The sequence below is a fragment of the Methylomonas sp. LW13 genome, from assembly GCF_016865255.1.
Taxonomy (GTDB): domain Bacteria; phylum Pseudomonadota; class Gammaproteobacteria; order Methylococcales; family Methylomonadaceae; genus Methylomonas.
The window spans coordinates 2,469,607-2,485,406 of the sequence record NZ_CP033381.1 but is presented as its reverse complement, the minus strand read 5'-3'; the positions used below and the strand labels follow the sequence as shown (position 1 = coordinate 2,485,406).

The 15,800-nt window shown below is 51.9% G+C and carries 17 protein-coding genes; 3 read left to right on the top strand and 14 right to left on the bottom strand.

Annotated elements, in window-relative coordinates; translation table 11 throughout:
* Positions 1-14 precede the first annotated feature (14 nt).
* Positions 15-734, bottom strand: a complete 720-nt coding sequence (locus JL719_RS11145) for a response regulator transcription factor (RefSeq protein ID WP_051669884.1) — start codon at positions 732-734, stop codon at positions 15-17.
* A gap of 166 nt (positions 735-900) precedes the next feature.
* Between JL719_RS11145 and JL719_RS24050 the strand changes: the two genes are divergently transcribed.
* Complete coding sequence (locus JL719_RS24050) at positions 901-1,131, top strand: hypothetical protein (RefSeq protein WP_225893095.1); 231 nt, start codon at positions 901-903, stop codon at positions 1,129-1,131.
* Positions 1,132-1,290: 159 nt separating this feature from the next.
* Here JL719_RS24050 and JL719_RS11135 read toward each other — a convergent pair whose 3' ends face one another.
* On the bottom strand, positions 1,291-1,626 hold the full coding sequence (locus JL719_RS11135; RefSeq protein WP_033156328.1) for a DUF5615 family PIN-like protein: 336 nt from the start codon (positions 1,624-1,626) through the stop codon (positions 1,291-1,293).
* Complete coding sequence (locus JL719_RS11130; protein ID WP_033156329.1) at positions 1,626-1,853, bottom strand: DUF433 domain-containing protein; 228 nt, start codon at positions 1,851-1,853, stop codon at positions 1,626-1,628. The genes JL719_RS11135 and JL719_RS11130 overlap by 1 nt, the downstream gene beginning before the upstream one ends.
* Between JL719_RS11130 and JL719_RS24045 the strand changes: the two genes are divergently transcribed.
* Positions 1,852-2,055, top strand: coding sequence for a hypothetical protein (locus tag JL719_RS24045; protein ID WP_225893094.1), 204 nt, complete (start codon positions 1,852-1,854; stop codon positions 2,053-2,055). The genes JL719_RS11130 and JL719_RS24045 overlap by 2 nt on opposite strands.
* 137 nt (positions 2,056-2,192) lie before the next feature.
* Here JL719_RS24045 and JL719_RS11120 read toward each other — a convergent pair whose 3' ends face one another.
* From JL719_RS11120 to JL719_RS11070, 11 genes are all read right to left on the bottom strand, one after another.
* On the bottom strand, positions 2,193-2,591 hold the full coding sequence (locus tag JL719_RS11120) for a cupin domain-containing protein (protein ID WP_033156330.1): 399 nt from the start codon (positions 2,589-2,591) through the stop codon (positions 2,193-2,195).
* Positions 2,592-2,682: 91 nt separating this feature from the next.
* Positions 2,683-5,958, bottom strand: coding sequence for an efflux RND transporter permease subunit (locus tag JL719_RS11115; RefSeq protein WP_129871386.1), 3,276 nt, complete (start codon positions 5,956-5,958; stop codon positions 2,683-2,685).
* Positions 5,955-7,052, bottom strand: coding sequence for an efflux RND transporter periplasmic adaptor subunit (locus JL719_RS11110; RefSeq protein WP_033156331.1), 1,098 nt, complete (start codon positions 7,050-7,052; stop codon positions 5,955-5,957). The genes JL719_RS11115 and JL719_RS11110 overlap by 4 nt, the downstream gene beginning before the upstream one ends.
* A 10-nt stretch (positions 7,053-7,062) precedes the next feature.
* Positions 7,063-8,400, bottom strand: coding sequence for a TolC family protein (locus JL719_RS11105; RefSeq protein ID WP_033156332.1), 1,338 nt, complete (start codon positions 8,398-8,400; stop codon positions 7,063-7,065).
* 122 nt (positions 8,401-8,522) lie between these two features.
* Positions 8,523-9,794: an NAD(P)/FAD-dependent oxidoreductase gene (locus JL719_RS11100; RefSeq protein ID WP_033156333.1), complete on the bottom strand. Its 1,272-nt coding sequence runs from the start codon at positions 9,792-9,794 to the stop codon at positions 8,523-8,525.
* Between the two features lie 42 nt (positions 9,795-9,836).
* Positions 9,837-10,049 (bottom strand): YgaP family membrane protein, encoded by a 213-nt coding sequence (locus JL719_RS11095; RefSeq protein WP_033156334.1) that lies wholly within the window; start codon positions 10,047-10,049, stop codon positions 9,837-9,839.
* Positions 10,046-10,201 (bottom strand): cytochrome bd-I oxidase subunit CydX, encoded by a 156-nt coding sequence (gene cydX / locus JL719_RS24365; RefSeq protein ID WP_020481307.1) that lies wholly within the window; start codon positions 10,199-10,201, stop codon positions 10,046-10,048. Before cydX ends, JL719_RS11095 begins: the two co-directional genes overlap by 4 nt.
* Before the next feature lie 11 nt (positions 10,202-10,212).
* Complete coding sequence (cydB, locus tag JL719_RS11085) at positions 10,213-11,352, bottom strand: cytochrome d ubiquinol oxidase subunit II (RefSeq protein ID WP_033156335.1); 1,140 nt, start codon at positions 11,350-11,352, stop codon at positions 10,213-10,215.
* Between the two features lie 24 nt (positions 11,353-11,376).
* Positions 11,377-12,933: a cytochrome ubiquinol oxidase subunit I gene (locus JL719_RS11080; protein ID WP_033156336.1), complete on the bottom strand. Its 1,557-nt coding sequence runs from the start codon at positions 12,931-12,933 to the stop codon at positions 11,377-11,379.
* Positions 12,923-13,483: a cytochrome oxidase putative small subunit CydP gene (gene cydP, locus JL719_RS24035; protein WP_225893093.1), complete on the bottom strand. Its 561-nt coding sequence runs from the start codon at positions 13,481-13,483 to the stop codon at positions 12,923-12,925. Before cydP ends, JL719_RS11080 begins: the two co-directional genes overlap by 11 nt.
* A gap of 428 nt (positions 13,484-13,911) precedes the next feature.
* Positions 13,912-14,568: a thiopurine S-methyltransferase gene (locus tag JL719_RS11070; protein WP_033156460.1), complete on the bottom strand. Its 657-nt coding sequence runs from the start codon at positions 14,566-14,568 to the stop codon at positions 13,912-13,914.
* Between the two features lie 469 nt (positions 14,569-15,037).
* Between JL719_RS11070 and JL719_RS11065 the strand changes: the two genes are divergently transcribed.
* A complete protein-coding gene (locus tag JL719_RS11065) occupies positions 15,038-15,469 on the top strand; it encodes a desulfoferrodoxin family protein (protein WP_033156337.1) in 432 nt (143 codons plus the stop codon).
* The last annotated feature ends 331 nt before the right edge of the window (positions 15,470-15,800 follow it).

The window sequence follows — 15,800 nt, the reverse complement described above, 5'->3', positions numbered from 1 at the left end:
GGTAGCAATGGGGGCTAAGCCGGGGATTTTTGGCGTTTCTCACGCTTGTTGCTTTGTTGGGTGTTCAATATTTTTAGCGGCGGGATAGTAACCAAATCAGTCGGTCCTTGGCGAGTATTTGACTTGAAGGTATCGTGCAACCTCAGAAGATCCGTAACCGTTTTGGCGTTGGTTTTGCGCATCAAATTAGCACGATGCACTTTGACGGTTTTTACGGAAATATCCAGTTTTTCGGATATTTCCTTGTTGGTGTGACCCAGTACCACCAACTCGCAGGTTTCAATTTCGCGTTTGGTCAGATTACGGAATTGATTGTTGATAGTGGTCGCGAACTCATATTCAAAAAACGCCAGTTCAAGGCATTTCCGGATCTGCTCCAGACTGAAAGGCTTTTCAATAAAATCAAACAAACCGGTTTTTATCGAACGCAAGGTCGTTGAGAGATCGCTTGAGCGGGTAATGCAAATCCGCGGGTATTCCAGTAATAAGCCCAACTCGGAACCGGACGGCGATATTTCGACCACGTCCGGGTCAAACACCATCACAAAGGCAATATTTTTGCTGGTTAAATTCGCCTTATTGTCTACGATCCAGCCAGCCAACTCATCCCGACTGGCAACATATTCCACGTTGGCTTGCAGACACTCTCTGACCCGATTGATACCTTTAAAGGACGAGACCTCCCGGTCAGCAACCAAGATTAATCTATCGGTTTCCAAAATCTGCAGCGCCATAGTCTATAAAAGTTGATACAAAGTTTCGCATTCCAAAGCTTGTCAAGTGTACGTAAGTCCTAAGTTTTGTCTATTGGGCTAAGGTCTTAGATACGTCATCCGCTTCCCTGCTGTTCAGGCTCATTTATGCTTTTACTGAACCGGGTTCTTATCATTGGTATGTGATTTGGGCTGGTCGAAGCCCAGGCTGGTACGCATTAACTCAAACGGTAATTTCGGGCGATCTTTGGCCTGCAAAGTCAATCCACGTGTGTTTCCAGGCTACGAAAACGACGCCAAATACCAAGCCCGAAAACAGGAAAAACTCGCCATTTATCAGAAGCACAATTTCAATTTGATTGAATTAACGGATACGGACGTGTTGAATCTGGACGATATTTTGCCGAGGGTTTGTTGAATTTTGGGGTGCAGGGAAATTGATTTTGAATATTTCGCTGATGAGTTTTCTCACCCAATGAACCGTTGCAACGAATCAGCTCTAGCGTTTCAAAACATTTGCAGGGCTTCGTGTTGCTCTGCCCAGCCTACCGCCCTTTGCGATATATGAATTTCGCTGTTATCGATAAATTTCGATACAGGCTTTGTCTTCGTCAACCAATGCCGCTTGTATAGCGTTCTGATTGGCTAATAAGCAGTTAATGGTTGCCGCTTTGGATTGATTGTCGGTTTTTAGCCAGATAATTTTTGGTGGTTGACCAAGTAAATTCGAAAGCTCAAAAAAGTCCGCGTCTTTGGTGACAATGACAAAGCCGTTGGACTTTGCGTAACGCCAAACGGTTAAATCATCGGCGTTTTCCATACCCAACAACGCTATTTGTGTCGTTTCTGGAAAGGCATCCAGCAAAAACTCCACCGCCCGACGGGATAGATTTTCGTCTAATAACAGTTTCATCAAACAATGGCGGATACATTACGCTCACGATCTGCGGCAAAAGCCAAGCAGGCACGAATGTCGCTGGTTTCCAGTTCCGGATAATCCTCCAATATTTCATCCTCGGACATGCCATCGGCTAACCAAGACAAGACATCGTAAACGGTAATCCGCAGCCCCCGGACACAGGGCTTCCCGCCGCGTTTGCCTGGTTCCAGTGTGATGATATTTCGATAATCTATGATCATGGCTTACATCCAAATAACAGTTAACTTAGAGTACCACCAGGCGATTCACACGTCATCCGTGATCATGTCGGTGTTGGACGCTCGCGAACGTTATCGCGGTTTGGCTAAAAATGCGGCGTGTTTGGCCTTCCTGACGGCGATAGCCAATGTGCTGCGCGGTGACGCTTATGAACGCCGGAGCCTGATTGCGTCCGAAATTTGAAAATAAGCCCGAAAACGGGCGGGTTTGCGATGAAAAACCACTTTTTTGATAATAAAACGGTCGAATATTGAAATTTTTGACTCACTTTGACAGTGACTGCCTCTCAAAATGTTTTTTTTCAGAGGTTCCTTAAGGCCTCAATGCTTAGCCGACTTAGCCGCCGCAAGCTCGAATATAATAATTTCCGCCTCGCCTTTACCGACATTTTCCACGGTCATTTCCGCGCCGGTTTCCCAGAACACTTCGCCTTGGCTATAGACTTTGGTCTGGCCGTCATCCACAACCTTCAGTTTTCCCATCACCACATATCTTGGGCCGGGCCCTTCGTGGGTATGCAAGGGGGTTTTATACCCCTTGGGGAAGCGCACCCGCAGTACATGGCTCTCGACGTCTTTGCTGGGTAAAGTTATCGGCTTGGTCATTAACAATTCGCGCGAGAATGTGCTGGCGGTCCCGTCGGCTTGCAGCAGTGGCGACACACACGTCAATAATCCCAACACAGAAAGTAAGTAGCAAACGCGGTTTGATTGTTTCATAAAGGAGGCCTCAACGCTAAGGGATGGGTAACGAGTATACAAAAACGCTAGTTACCGCGCCCGCTGAATTGCCATCGCGGGCGCTAAGACGCTAGTCTTCCACTGGCACTTGCTTGGGCATGTCGCGGTTGATCAAGAAATACACCAAGGGAATCACCACCAAAGAAAACAAGGTCGAGGCGATAATCCCGAAGATAAAGCTCCAGGCCAGGCCCGAAAAGATGGGATCGAGGACGATCATCACCGAGCCCAACACTGCCGAAGCCGCCGTCAAAAAGATCGGGTTCAACCGGGTGGCGCCGGCTTCGATGATGGCATCGGCCAAACTAATATCCGGATTGCCGCGATAGATGTTCTCGATAAAATCAATCAGGATGATGGAGTTGCGCACCACGATACCCGCCAAGGCGATCATGCCGATCATGGCCGTGGCGGTGAAATACACCGGATCGGCATATTGGCCCACATCCGCCGCAAACAGGTTGATAAACCAGAAACCCGGCATGATGCCGATTACCGTCAGGGGAATAGCGATCATCATGATCAGCGGCACACCCAAAGAACCGGTCTGCCCGACCAGTAGGATATAAATCATCACCATCGCCGCCGCGAACGCTAAGCCCAAGTCGCGGAATACATCGACGGTGATTTTCCATTCGCCCTCCCCGGCCATTTCCGCGCTGTATCCGGCTGGTAGCGGTTGCTGTTCCAAGGCGTCTTGCAGATCCCACACCGCTTCCACCGGACTGCGGCCGGCCATTTCAGCTAGCACATACGACACCTGGCGCAAGTTTTTATGGTAGATGGTTTGATCCGCTAGCTCGTGGCTGAACCGCCCGATCTCGCTTAAGCGGATCAAATCGCCTTTTGCAGACTTCACCGATAGGTTTAACAAATCAGCCTCGGAAGAACGCGCCGCTCTGGGGTATTGCAGTGTGATCAGCAAGGGCTGGCGTTCGCTGGCGATATGCAAAGTGCCGGCTACGCCACCTTCTACCGCCAACTTCAGACTGCTGGCCACCTGCTGATTACTAATACCCAATAGCGCTGCTTTGTCCTGGTTTAACACAAATTGCCATTGGTCTTGCGGGGCTTGCACGTAATCGTCCACATCCACCACACCCTCGGTCGTTTGCAAATGTTCACGGACTTGTTTGGACACCTTCACCAAGTCCTGATAACCGGCTTCCGGCGGCCCGTAAATTTCCGCGACCACACTAGACAGCACCGGTGGCCCTGGTGGCATTTCTACGATTTTAAGATTCGCGCCGTATTTTTGGCCGATGCGTTCTATATCCGGACGCATCCTAAGCGCAATAGCATGGGATTGTTGGGCGCGGCGGGTTTTATCCACCAGGATGATACGTATGTCGCCGACATAGGCGCCCTGGCGCAAATAGTAATGCCGCACCAAGCCATTAAAATCCATGGGCGATGCCAGACCGACATAGATTTGATAACTACTAACTTCGTTTACCGTGGCCAGATATTGACCCAGGGCCGTGGCAACTTCATTGGTGGCTTCCAAAGACGAACCACGCGGCATGTCGATCACCAATTGCAGCTCGTTTTTATTATCAAACGGCAGCAGTTTCAACGGTACGACTCGGGTCACGGCCATCATAGTGGACAGGACAAATGCCACGAACACCGCCAGCAAAAACCACAAGGCTTTGGCTTTATGCTGCAGCAGCGGCGCCATAATGGCTTGATACAGCTTGAAACCGCGGGATTCCTGTAAGCGAAATTCCGGTCCATGATCTTTACCGTAATCGCCCTTTAACAATTTATAACTAGCCCAAGGCGTCACCGTGAAGGCGATCAGCAAGGACATTAACATGGCTATCGGCACGTTAAAGGCCATCGGCGCCATATACGGTCCCATCATGCCGGTAATAAAAAACATCGGCACGAACGACATGATCACCGCGAAGGTGGCCAGGATGGTCGGAGGACGAATTTCGTTCACCGCAGTCAGCAAGGCTTGTAACGGTGGCTCTTTGCGCATTTTGTAGTGGCGATGGATGTTCTCGACATCGACAATCGGGTCATCGACCAGCAAACCCAAAGACAGAATCAACGCAAACAGCGTTACCCGATTGATGGTGTAACCAAAGATCAAATCGCAGAGCAAGGTAATCGCGAAGGTCATCGGCACCGCCAACGACACGATCAGCGATTCTTTAAAACCCAGCGCCAACGCCAATAGAACAATAATGGTCAGAATCGCGATGCTCAGATGCATCACCAACTCGTTGACCTTGTGATCGGCGGTTTCGCCGTAATTGCGGGTGACCGTGACCAGCACTTCATCCGGAATCAGCGTGCCGTGCAATTGCTCGGTCAGTTCCAACACTTGTTCGGCCACGCCGACGGCGTTGCTGCCGCGCCTTTTGGCAATGGCGATTGTAGCCATTTGCCGTTCTTCGCCGACCATCGGTAGAGAACCGCCTTTGTGCCCTACCGTCTGCATTTGCTCCACACCGGGACCGAAGCCGATGCGGGTGTAATAGTCGGTGTCTTGCGGGCCATCGACGATCTGCGCCACATCGCGCAAGTACACCAACCGGCCGTCCACATTCTTCAGGACCGTGGCCCCGAGCTGCTCAGATGTTTCATAGTAAGGCCCGGCTTCCAGCAGAATTTCCTTGTTGTGCTGATTGACATGTCCGGCCGACAGATTGACATTGCTCTGCGCCAAAGCCTGATGCAACTCCGGCAAGCTGAGGCCACTCGCTTGTAATTTGGCCGGATCGGGATACACCGAAATCTGCCGTGGCGCTGCGCCGATGACCCAACTTTTACCGACGTCGTCGATGGCGCGTAAGCGCTCGATCAGTTCCTCGGCAATGCGGCGTACCGCCATAATGTCCTCGTCAGCCTTGGGCATCGATAAGCTCAGCAACAAGATCGGCACGTCATCAATTTCCACCGGCTTGACGACCCAATCGTTGACACCGGGGGGGATGACGTCCAGATTGGCTTGCAGCTTATCGCGGGTTTTGATCAAACTGTCTTCGATACTCTCGCCCACCCGATAGCGCACCGTCACCAGTGCTTCGCCGGGCCGGGAGGCCGAATAGACGTATTCCACCCCCTGGATTTGCTTGAGCAATACTTCCAGCGGCGTAGTCACGCGCTTTTCCACTTCTTCGCTGCTGGCTCCCGGATAATGCACAAACACATCCATCACCGGCACGATGATTTGCGGATCTTCCTCGCGTGGCGTCAAAGTCAGCGCCGCCGCACCTGCCAACAGGGAAATCAATAAAAACAGCAGCGATAAATGCGAGGTGGTGAATAAGCGGACGATGGCAACCGTCAGGCTGTCCTTTTTCGCTTCCATGGTTTTGTTCACTTCGCTCATTGCCCCAACCCAGCGTTACTCAAAATGGTTTCGCCTGCGCGCAGTCCGGAGAGTATTTCGACCTGGTCGCCATACTGTTTGCCGGTGCGGATATGTCGGGTAAGCAGTCTTTGTCCGTCCAACACTTTGACGGCTTGCAACTGCCCGTAATGCAAAATAGCTGCAGACGGGATCATCACGGCTTGTTGTGCGCTGGCACAAGCCAGCTCCAGCCAACCGAACTGGCCGTGTTGCAAACCAGACATGGTAGGTAATTTAACTTTTACTGCCAGGGTGCGGGTTTGCGGATCGATTTCCGGCGCTATTTCGTCTACCGTCGCCGCTAGCGTTTGCTGCGGCGTATCGAAGCGCACTTTTACTTCCATGCCTAACTTGATGGCTGCGGCACAGTGGCTGGCAATGGCTACCTCCAAACGCAAGTCGTCGGGTTTGTGCAAGGTGACGATCGCTTGATTGGGCAAGCCCATGTCGCCCGGCTCTTGCAAACGCTCACCCACTACTCCGTCGAAAGGCGCGTAGAGTACGTTTTCACCGAGCATCACTTTACTCTGTTGCGCGGAACTGGCCGCTTGATTGGCCATGGCTCTGGCACTTTGCGCTTGCGCCAGCACTGCTTCGTAGTTTTGGCGGGTGGCCGCTTGCTTATTGTATAGATCGGTAATGCGTTTTTCTTCGGCATTGGCATGGGCCGCCTGGGCTTGAGCCGCCGCCTGCCCCGCGCTGGCGGCACTGTACGCCGCCCGCAGATCGCGATCATCGAGACGGGCGATGACTTGGCCTTTTTTGACTTTGTCGCCCGGATTCACGACTATTTCCAGAATGCGCGCATTTAATTTCGGGGCAATTTTCGCCGCCAAGCGGGATTTGACCACGCCCTGCCAAGACAAATCGTTCTCCGCCGTCTGTGTGCCTACTTTTAAGGTCTGTGCGCCGGCGGGTATACTGCTCTCAGGCAGATTGGTATTGCCGGGTTCGGTCTTATCCTCGCCGCCCAAAATGCCCAGGGCAAATAAAATCACCAGCAACAACGCCGTGATTGCTGCCGCAGGGATCAGCCATCTCGGCGCATGTGATTCAGAAAAATGTTCGGTCATCGTGACTCCTTTATTGCCAGTAACCGGTGGCTTGTTTCAATTCCGCTTCGGCCCGCAAGGCATCGAAACGTGCAGTGATTTGTCGGGTATGCGCCTTATCGCGCGCCACTTCTGCTTCGATGTAACGGGTCACCGTCACGACGCCGGCTTGGCGCTGTTCATTGACTAAACGCAGGGCTTCTTCCGCGGCCTTAACCGCAACGGCGCTAACTTCGGCGCGGCTTAGCGCGTCTTGTAGTTTGATTTGGGCAGATTTCAGCTGTTGCTCGATGCGCAAACGGGTCTGCCTGGCTGCCTCTTGGGCGGCCGTCAGTTCGTGCTCGGCTTTCTTGATTTTTTCTTGCGTCGCAAAACCGGAAAACACATCCACTTCCACCATTACCCCGGCAGTGACGTTATCGCGGTTGCTGCTGAACGCCAGATCTTTGCTGTCGGAACCATAACTGACAAAGGCGTCAGCGCGCGGTAGGTGCGCGGCTTGCGCGACATCAAGCTGACGTTCGGCCATCGCCACACGCTTCTGCGCAGCTTGCAGTTCCGGATGGTTGCTCAGCGCCTGATTCAGTAATTCGTCGAAAACCGCCGGACTGGCCGGTAATGCGGCTTGCCGAGTTGTATCGATGGTAAAAGGTGCGTTAACGGGTAAGCCCAGCAAGGTTTTCAACATACTCTGCGCCAGCTCGATGGCGTTTGCAGCTTGTATTTCCGCATCCTTGGCTTCGGCCAATTGTACTTCCAAGGACAATACATCGGACTTTAATACCGTGCCGGCATCAAAGCGAATCCGTGACTGATCCAACTCGCTTTGCACTGCTGTAATGGAGCGCCGACTAATCTCGTGGGCTTCCATCGCCGCCAACTCCCCGTAATAGGCCGCGGTGACGTTATTCACCAACTGATTGCGGGTTGCGGCTTTTTCCAGTTCCGAGGTTTCGATACCCAGTTCCGCCGCCTGTTTGCGGTAGTAGTCCTGTCCACCGCGAAACAACGAATACGTCGCTGTCACTTGCGGCCGATAGTTATCGACACCGCCGGGATGATTGAAGTCGTTGCCGGCAAAGCTGAGCCGGCGCTGGGCAATGATCATCGCAAAGGCCTGCGCCGGATTATCGCTGTGCTGATACGACAAACTGGCTTTGATTTGCGGGTAAAAACTGGCCAAGGATTCGCCCAACTGGGCATTGGCCTGTTCAATACGCGCTTGCATGATGCCCAGCTCGGGATTGTTCGCCAGCGCGGTGTCAATGGCTTGTTGCAGGCTATATTGACTGGGTTCGGTATCGGCCAAGGCCGTCTCCAAAACCAGCATCAGCACGAAAACTAACCGCCATAAAGTTCGATGTATCATTGAGTAATCTGCATGCAATTAGGGCAAATGGATTGATAGGGAAGTCTAGACGCATAGCGCCCTTGGTTGGCCAACGGCACTGTTGCGTTTGTCATTCCCTATCAGCGCGGCGCAAACCAGTGTCAGCCTTTCAACCGCATAATGCCAAACATTTTTAAGGTCAGTTTTTCATAGTAAGGCTCGCTAATACCCTTGCGAACTTTACGCATGAAGTATTTTTCATAACCAATTTTAGCCAAATGCACCCATTTACCACTTGAAGCCCACTGCACGTTACGCGGCGGAATTTGCGGCATGGCCAGGAAAGCGACGCCAGAATCGCCAAAGTCCGCCAGACATAGTGCATTCCAGGTACCTTTTTCTTTAGGCTGCTTGCCATCCAGTTCTGCCCGTATGTTATGAGCCGTAGCAGTAACCATCGACTCGATCATGTAACCGGTCTTAGGCGTGCCGGTCGGCACTGGAGTTTGCTCAAGCGGTGGAATGGCGATGCAAACCCCAATGGAGTAGACATTCTTATACGTGGGATTACGTTGATTCTCGTCAACAATGACAAAACCGCGGGGATTCACAAGCTTGTCAATACCGGTCAAGGCATCGACACCTTTAAAAGCCGGCAGAATCATACTGTGTTTGAACGGTAACTCGTGTTTCTTTTTCTCCTGACCGTTTTCATCCACTTCGGTGACATACATCATGCCGGCTTCGATCTTGTCGATTTTGGCATTGCAAATCCAATTGATATGTTTGTTCCGCATCTCGGCTTCCAGCATCCCTTTGGTATCGCCCACGCCGCCTAAGCCCAAATGGCCGATGTAGGGTTCCGAGGTGACATAGGTCATTTTCACCTTATCGCGGATTTTACGTTGCCGCAGGTCGGTTTCGGCGATGAACATATATTCGTAAGCCGGGCCAAAGCAAGACGCCCCTTGGGCGGCACCGACGATAATCGGACCCGGATCTTCGACAAACTTGTCCCAAAATTCACCGGACTCGCCGGCATGATCGACGTGGCACACCGATTGGGTATGGCCGTTGGGCCCCAAACCCGGCACCTCGTCAAAGGCCAGTTTCGGTCCGGTGGCGATCACTAAAAAATCGTAATCGACTTGCGAGCCATCGGCCAATTCCACTTGATTGTTTTCCGGGTGAAAACGGGTGACTTTTTGTTGAATGAAGCCGATCTTCTTTTTCTTGAACATCGGTGCCAATTCGACCTTGATATCTTCCGGCTTGCGCCAGTTGACCGCCACCCAAGGGTTGGACGGGACGAAGTGAAAGGTCGGCGTATCGGCGATCACCACTACCTCGTCTTCTTTCCGAGCGTTTTCTTTCATTTCCAATGCCATCGGGATACCGCCGATGCCCGCGCCTACGATTACGATTTTTGCCATGAGACTACTCCAAATTGATAGATAATTATTCTTTTGCCGCTGTTATTGGCAGCTTTCTTTGATGCCCAATTTTTTAAGAATCATTTCCAGCGGGCAGAATCGGGTAAAACCGCTTTGAAACAAATTGGCCCCGACAAATGCGGTAAACCAAAGCCAATTGCTAGACTGAAATAAGGGGCTGCCTTCAACGCCGAGACTCAGCGACAGCAACACAAACAAGCCGGCGACAATACGGACGATACGTTCGGTGGTCATGACAACCTCTCTTTGCTACGTTGCGCCAAGCTCTCGCACGATTGATCGATGCCGTGATGGTCGATGTCGCACACCGACTCCAACCACATGGCGTTGATGATGGCGAAGGACGCCGCGAAACCGACGCCGAGTATCCAAGCGAAATACCACATGATGTGTCTCCTTAATAAAGTGTGTGACTGTCTTTAAGCACAGCCGCTTCGGTCACGCTGCCCCACATCACCCGGTACACAAAACGGGTGTAGAGCAGCACGATGGGCAGAAAGATGATGGTGATCCAAAACCCCAGCAATAAGGTGTTATGGCTGGAGGTTCCGTCCCATAAAGTCAGACTAGAGCCGGGAGCGGTTGAGGAAATCAACAGGAAGGGAAACAAACCAAAACCAACCGTCAGCGCCACACCGGTAATGCCTAGGCTACTGAGTACGAATGCCCCCATCCTGGATTCGCCCTTGCCTAACAACCAAGCCAGCGCTATACCCGCAAATGCGGTCAGCGGTGCCAGCCACATCCAGGGATAGGTCATGAAATGTTGCAACCAGCTTGCGCCATGGGCGACGACGGTTTTATGCAGGGGGTTGGACGGTGCATCGGTAGCCGCCATTTGCGTGATTTCCGGGCGATCAATCCCCACGAACACCCAAACGGTGAGCGCAGTTAATGCAAACAGCAGCATCGGCCCCAAGGCACTAACGGTATTTGTAGCGCGAGCATGAATAAGGCCCTCACTCCGCCATTTCAAAAACAACGCACCATGGAAAGTAGTTAGTAACAGGCCGGTAAATCCACACAACAAAGCAAACGGACTCAACAATGCCCAGAACGACCCGTCGTAAAACGCGCGCAGATCTTGGTCGAAATGAAACGGCAGGCCCAGAATCAAATTGCCTACCAATACGCCGAGCAGTACCGGCGGTAAGCTGCTGCCAATAAACAGGCTCCAATCCCAACTGTTGCGCCAGCGCGGGTCTTCGATCTTGCTGCGGTAATCAAACGCGGCCGGACGAAAAAACAAGGAAAACAATACCAACAGCATCGCCGCATACAGCCCTGAAAACAACGTGGCATACACCGCTGGCCAAATCGCGAATATCGCCCCTCCCAACAGCACCAGCCACACCTGATTTCCTTCCCAAGTGGCACCGACGGTGTTGATGATCACCCGGCGTTCCACGTCGGATTGACCGATAAACGGCAGCAAGGTGCCAACTCCGAAATCAAAACCCTCGGTCAATGCGAAGGCAATGCCGACGACACCGATAAAGACCCACCAAATCAGGCGGATGGTTTCATAATCAAACATAATGAACTCCTGTTGACAAAGGGGTTAGGCGGGTTGCTGTTCGAGACAATAACGTCCGGTATGCAAGCTGCTGGGTCCGAGGCGCACGTACTTCAACATCAGATACATCTCGATAATCAGCAATATCGTGTAGAACAAGGCAAAACCGCCGATACTGAACCACAATTGCCCGGCGCTGAGGCTGGAAACGCTCATGTGGGTAGGCAACACACCGGAGATCGTCCACGGTTGGCGACCGACTTCGGCAACGAACCAACCGGTCTCGGCGGCAATCCAGGGTAACGGGATGCACCAGACCGCCATCCGCAACAGCCAGCGTTTTTGATCGGCTACTCGAGTGGCGCAGTAATAAAAGGTCATCGCAAAGATGAACAGCATGATAAAGCCGCAAGCCACCATGATCCGGAAGGTCCAGAATAGCGGCGCGACTTTGGGAATCGTGTCGTTGGCGGCTTTTTGGATGGTGGCTGCATCAGCATCGGTGACCTTATCGGTGTATTTTTTCAGCAATAAGCCGTAACCCAGGTCCGCCTTGTGGTCATCAAAATGCTGTTTGACGCTGGGGCTGTTGTCGCCGGCGCGCAGTTTTTGCAGATTGTCGTAAGCCACCATGCCGCTTTCGATCCGTAGCACGCTCTCTTCACGCAAATCTTTAAGACCTTTGACGTCTTCATCGATGGAGCGGGTAGCGATCAAACCCAGAACGTAAGGGACTTTCAACGCCATATCGGTTTTCTGATTGTCCTGATCCGGCAAACCGAACACGGTAAATCCTGCCGGGGCCGGGTGGGTATCCCATTCTGCTTCGATAGCCGCCAGCTTCATTTTTTGAGTTTCGCCGGAGGTGTAGCCGCTTTCGTCGCCCAAGACGATGACCGATAAGATAGAGGCCAAGCCAAAAGCTGACGCGATGGAAAATGAGCGCCTGGCAAAACCAATATCGCGCTTGTTGAGCAAGTACCAGGAACTGACGCCCAGCACGAACATGGAACCCGTCACGTAACCAGCCGCGACGGTATGTACGAATTTGACCTGGGCCACTGGGTTAAAGAACACGTCAGCGAAGCTGGTCATCTCCATACGTAGAGTTTCGTAGTTAAACTCAGCCCCGACCGGGTATTGCATCCAGCCGTTGGCGATTAATATCCATAACGCCGACAGACTGGTGCCCACTGCCAGCAGCCACGTCACCACCAAATGCTGCACCCGGCTCAACCGATCCCAACCGAAGAAAAACAGACCCACAAAGGTCGATTCCAGAAAGAACGCCATCCAACCTTCCGCAGCCAATAAGGGCCCGAAGATGTCGCCGACGTAATGCGAGTAGTAAGCCCAGTTGGTGCCGAACTGAAACTCTAGCGTCAATCCGGTGGTGACACCCATGGCAAAGTTGATTCCAAACAGCTTGCCCCAAAATTTGACCATGTCCTTATAGACTTCCTTGCCAGTCATGACATACACCGACTCCATGATGCCGAGGATAAAGGTCATGCCCAGGGTCAAGGGCACGAAGAGAAAATGATACAGCGCGGTTAGCCCGAACTGCATGCGCGACAGCATGACTATATCGTCACCGAACATGGCGAGACTCCTGGGTGGGTTGTGAGGAAAAATCGGAATTGATGTGGACAGGTGCAGCGGGCAAGGCAAAGTGTGCGGCGATGTCCGGTTTAGAAACTGGGCGCTCTTGCCAGCGGAAAATCAGAAACCAGAGGCCTGTAAGTAGAATCACTTTTATCAATAGCGCTGCGGCTATTTCCCAGCGTAGCAAGCCGGATTTCGGTAAGGCGGGATGGGTAGTATCTGTCATAGCCACCTCTTTGTTTAGAGCCATGGAAATGCTTGCGGGTAAATCGGCCTTGTGCGGCTTACTCAGGGAAAACAACGTTTGCCGAATAGCTCGGCAATATTGGCTAGCAGTGGCCGGCAATCCCTCTTTATTTGTAGTGTAGTTCGGTTTTGAATTCGGCACCTGTCTTAGGCAGTTAGAAACCAAAAGCGCAGAAACGCTGTTTTTGATCGCCATCGTATCTTGGCGACGACCGCCTAGCGGCGGATGGTTGTATCTTGAGGTATCAGTTTCTGAGAGTTGACCGAAAAACATACGCACTTCACAAATATCATTAATCAATAATATTTCTATATCAATTTGCGTGCCAAACGTGATTTCTCCGATTAATCAAGGTAGGTAAGGGCCAATCAGCTATTTAGAGGTGCAAAATACGTTTCATTATGAAACATTGAAACAACACACAGTAGGATGAAACAAAAATGAAACGTGACACACCGATTCTGCAACAGTCTCCCGCTTTGATAAACCGACGCCCTAAATGCTGCCGCTCCATTGAGTATTGGAGCCCAAGGGCTTAAAGGGACTCCGCTCCTCGCCGGAACGACGATTCCAAAAAATTCAAAAGAGGATCAACCCGGGCTGTTTATCACTGGTGTTTCGTGCGGATTGCGCGCGTCGAAACCCAAGCGGATGCGCCTATCGACACACCAAACGGTATTTAAGCGCCGGGTTAATGCTATGCGACTGGCAATTCGGTACTTCTGTTATCACCGAACCAACAGTTTATAGGTTTGCTCCACCATTTTAGTTAAGCCGCGCTCTTTAAAATGCAGCTCGGTCGCTAAGGCGTCGTCACTGGTCAGCAATTCGATTTCACACCAGTGACTGTACAAACGCTCAACCTCGTCGGCTTGGACGCTAAACGGCGGCCCCGGCATTTCGTGTTGCGGATAATCGAATGCTATCAGCAACATTTGCACGTTGGCGGGTAACAGCGAGGACAATTTCATCACGTAATCAATGCGCATATCCGGCGGCAAAGCCACCAGCGCCGCCCTATCGTAAACCGCATCAAACTCACCGACGTCGGCAGCTTGCAATGCAAAAAAATCCCCGCAGAAAATCTGCAAACCGTCCACCTCGCTGACCCAAAAATCGCCCTGGCGCCGCACCGTTGGTTGCAAATTGTTATCGGCGAAAAACGACTCGACAGCCAGCGGACTTAATTCCACCCCCACCACCTGATAGCCCATAGCCAATAGCCAGAGTAAGTCCTTGCTCTTGCCGCACAGCGGGACAAACACCCGCGCTTTTTTGGGGATAGACAAGCGCGGCCAATGCGTTTGCAAAATGGGGTTGAACTCATGCTTGTGAAAACCGATTTGGTTCTGTTGCCAACGCTGATGCCAAAAATCGTGATCCATAGCCTGCCCTCTGATTTGATATTGCAGAAATAGCCATTCTATTTGACTTGCCGGTTTACTGCTTGGCATTGTTGGCAACAAAAAAGCCGACTTTTTCGAACAGCGGCGATAGCTGACAGCAATCAGCTCTTCATGTCCGCTGGCGCGGCTTATCGATACTGAACATCCTCTTGAATTTCCGCTGTTAAATGCCTCATTGACCTGCCGCCAGCCTGGGCTTCGAAGAGCTCAGCCCGAACGGGTAAAAAGGACCGGCGTAATAAATATAAGCTAACGTAAGAACCCATGGACGTAGATCCAGCAAATCGTGATACATTTCGATGCGTCGCGCGGTCAAGCGAGCCGGAGCCGTTGCGAACGCTTCTTCTGCATAGGCAGAATAAAGAACCGGTTCAACACACGCTGCCGAGCAAGCCATACGGGCTTAACTCGGTAGTCGACAATTTTTAAACCATCACAAGGAATTTTCATGGAACGTCGCGATTTTATTCGATTGAGTGCCGCCGGTGCGGCGATCAGCGCCATTGCCCCCAGTCTGGCCCAAGCCGCGGAAGCCGGCAAACAACCTACACCGCCGGGCGATGTGTTTTACACCAAGGATGCGCAAGGCCGCTGGGCCGGCAAAGCCGCGACGCATTTGCCGGTGATTGAAGTCGTTAAAGCCGACGATAAAACCACCGTCAAAATCACCACCCCGCACGAAATGAAAGGCTATGAACATTACATCGTCAAACACGTATTGCTGGATAAAGACTATAAATTCCTGAATGAGCGGATGTTCGATCCCAGCAAAGACCCGGTCGCCATTTCCGAATTCAGCCTGGCAGGATACAGCGGTACCGTTTACGCCTTGAGCCTGTGCAACAAGCACGATCTTTGGTTGAATAGCGCCGAGGTATAAAGCCATCAGATCGGCGATAACAAGGAGGTTATCGCCGTTTCGCCACTTATTTCCGTCAAACTCTCCTGGGTATCGGCGGTCATCGACCCGCACCCGTCATTTATCTTGCTCCAAAGCGGCCACAAGTCCAAACATCGTTTTTCGGGTTGCGCTTCTACGAAGCGGACTTTTTAGTTTCCGGCAGTCGGCCTATTTGAGCCATTGAGTATGTGCCGGCCAATGGCATCAACCCGGCTGTATTCCGACCATGATTTGGCTTGTGATGCAGGGTACGCTCGCGCATCCATAGAGGGTCATCATGGTGGCGACTGACACAAGTTACGCGATGTGT

Excerpts from the sequence above, each read along its gene's own strand:
- JL719_RS11145 (WP_051669884.1), bottom strand. The coding sequence starts at position 734 with ATGGCGCTGCAGATTTTGGAAACCGATAGATTAATCTTGGTTGCTGAC.
- JL719_RS11135 (WP_033156328.1), bottom strand. The coding sequence starts at position 1,626 with ATGAAACTGTTATTAGACGAAAATCTATCCCGTCGGGCGGTGGAGTTT.
- JL719_RS24045 (WP_225893094.1), top strand. The coding sequence starts at position 1,852 with ATGGCTTACATCCAAATAACAGTTAACTTAGAGTACCACCAGGCGATT.
- JL719_RS11130 (WP_033156329.1), bottom strand. The coding sequence starts at position 1,853 with ATGATCATAGATTATCGAAATATCATCACACTGGAACCAGGCAAACGC.
- JL719_RS11120 (WP_033156330.1), bottom strand. The coding sequence starts at position 2,591 with ATGAAACAATCAAACCGCGTTTGCTACTTACTTTCTGTGTTGGGATTA.
- JL719_RS11115 (WP_129871386.1), bottom strand. The coding sequence starts at position 5,958 with ATGAGCGAAGTGAACAAAACCATGGAAGCGAAAAAGGACAGCCTGACG.
- JL719_RS11110 (WP_033156331.1), bottom strand. The coding sequence starts at position 7,052 with ATGACCGAACATTTTTCTGAATCACATGCGCCGAGATGGCTGATCCCT.
- JL719_RS11105 (WP_033156332.1), bottom strand. The coding sequence starts at position 8,400 with ATGATACATCGAACTTTATGGCGGTTAGTTTTCGTGCTGATGCTGGTT.
- JL719_RS11100 (WP_033156333.1), bottom strand. The coding sequence starts at position 9,794 with ATGGCAAAAATCGTAATCGTAGGCGCGGGCATCGGCGGTATCCCGATG.
- JL719_RS11095 (WP_033156334.1), bottom strand. The coding sequence starts at position 10,049 with ATGACCACCGAACGTATCGTCCGTATTGTCGCCGGCTTGTTTGTGTTG.
- cydX (WP_020481307.1), bottom strand. The coding sequence starts at position 10,201 with ATGTGGTATTTCGCTTGGATACTCGGCGTCGGTTTCGCGGCGTCCTTC.
- cydB (WP_033156335.1), bottom strand. The coding sequence starts at position 11,352 with ATGTTTGATTATGAAACCATCCGCCTGATTTGGTGGGTCTTTATCGGT.
- JL719_RS11080 (WP_033156336.1), bottom strand. The coding sequence starts at position 12,933 with ATGTTCGGTGACGATATAGTCATGCTGTCGCGCATGCAGTTCGGGCTA.
- JL719_RS11070 (WP_033156460.1), bottom strand. The coding sequence starts at position 14,568 with ATGGATCACGATTTTTGGCATCAGCGTTGGCAACAGAACCAAATCGGT.
- JL719_RS11065 (WP_033156337.1), top strand. The coding sequence starts at position 15,038 with ATGGAACGTCGCGATTTTATTCGATTGAGTGCCGCCGGTGCGGCGATC.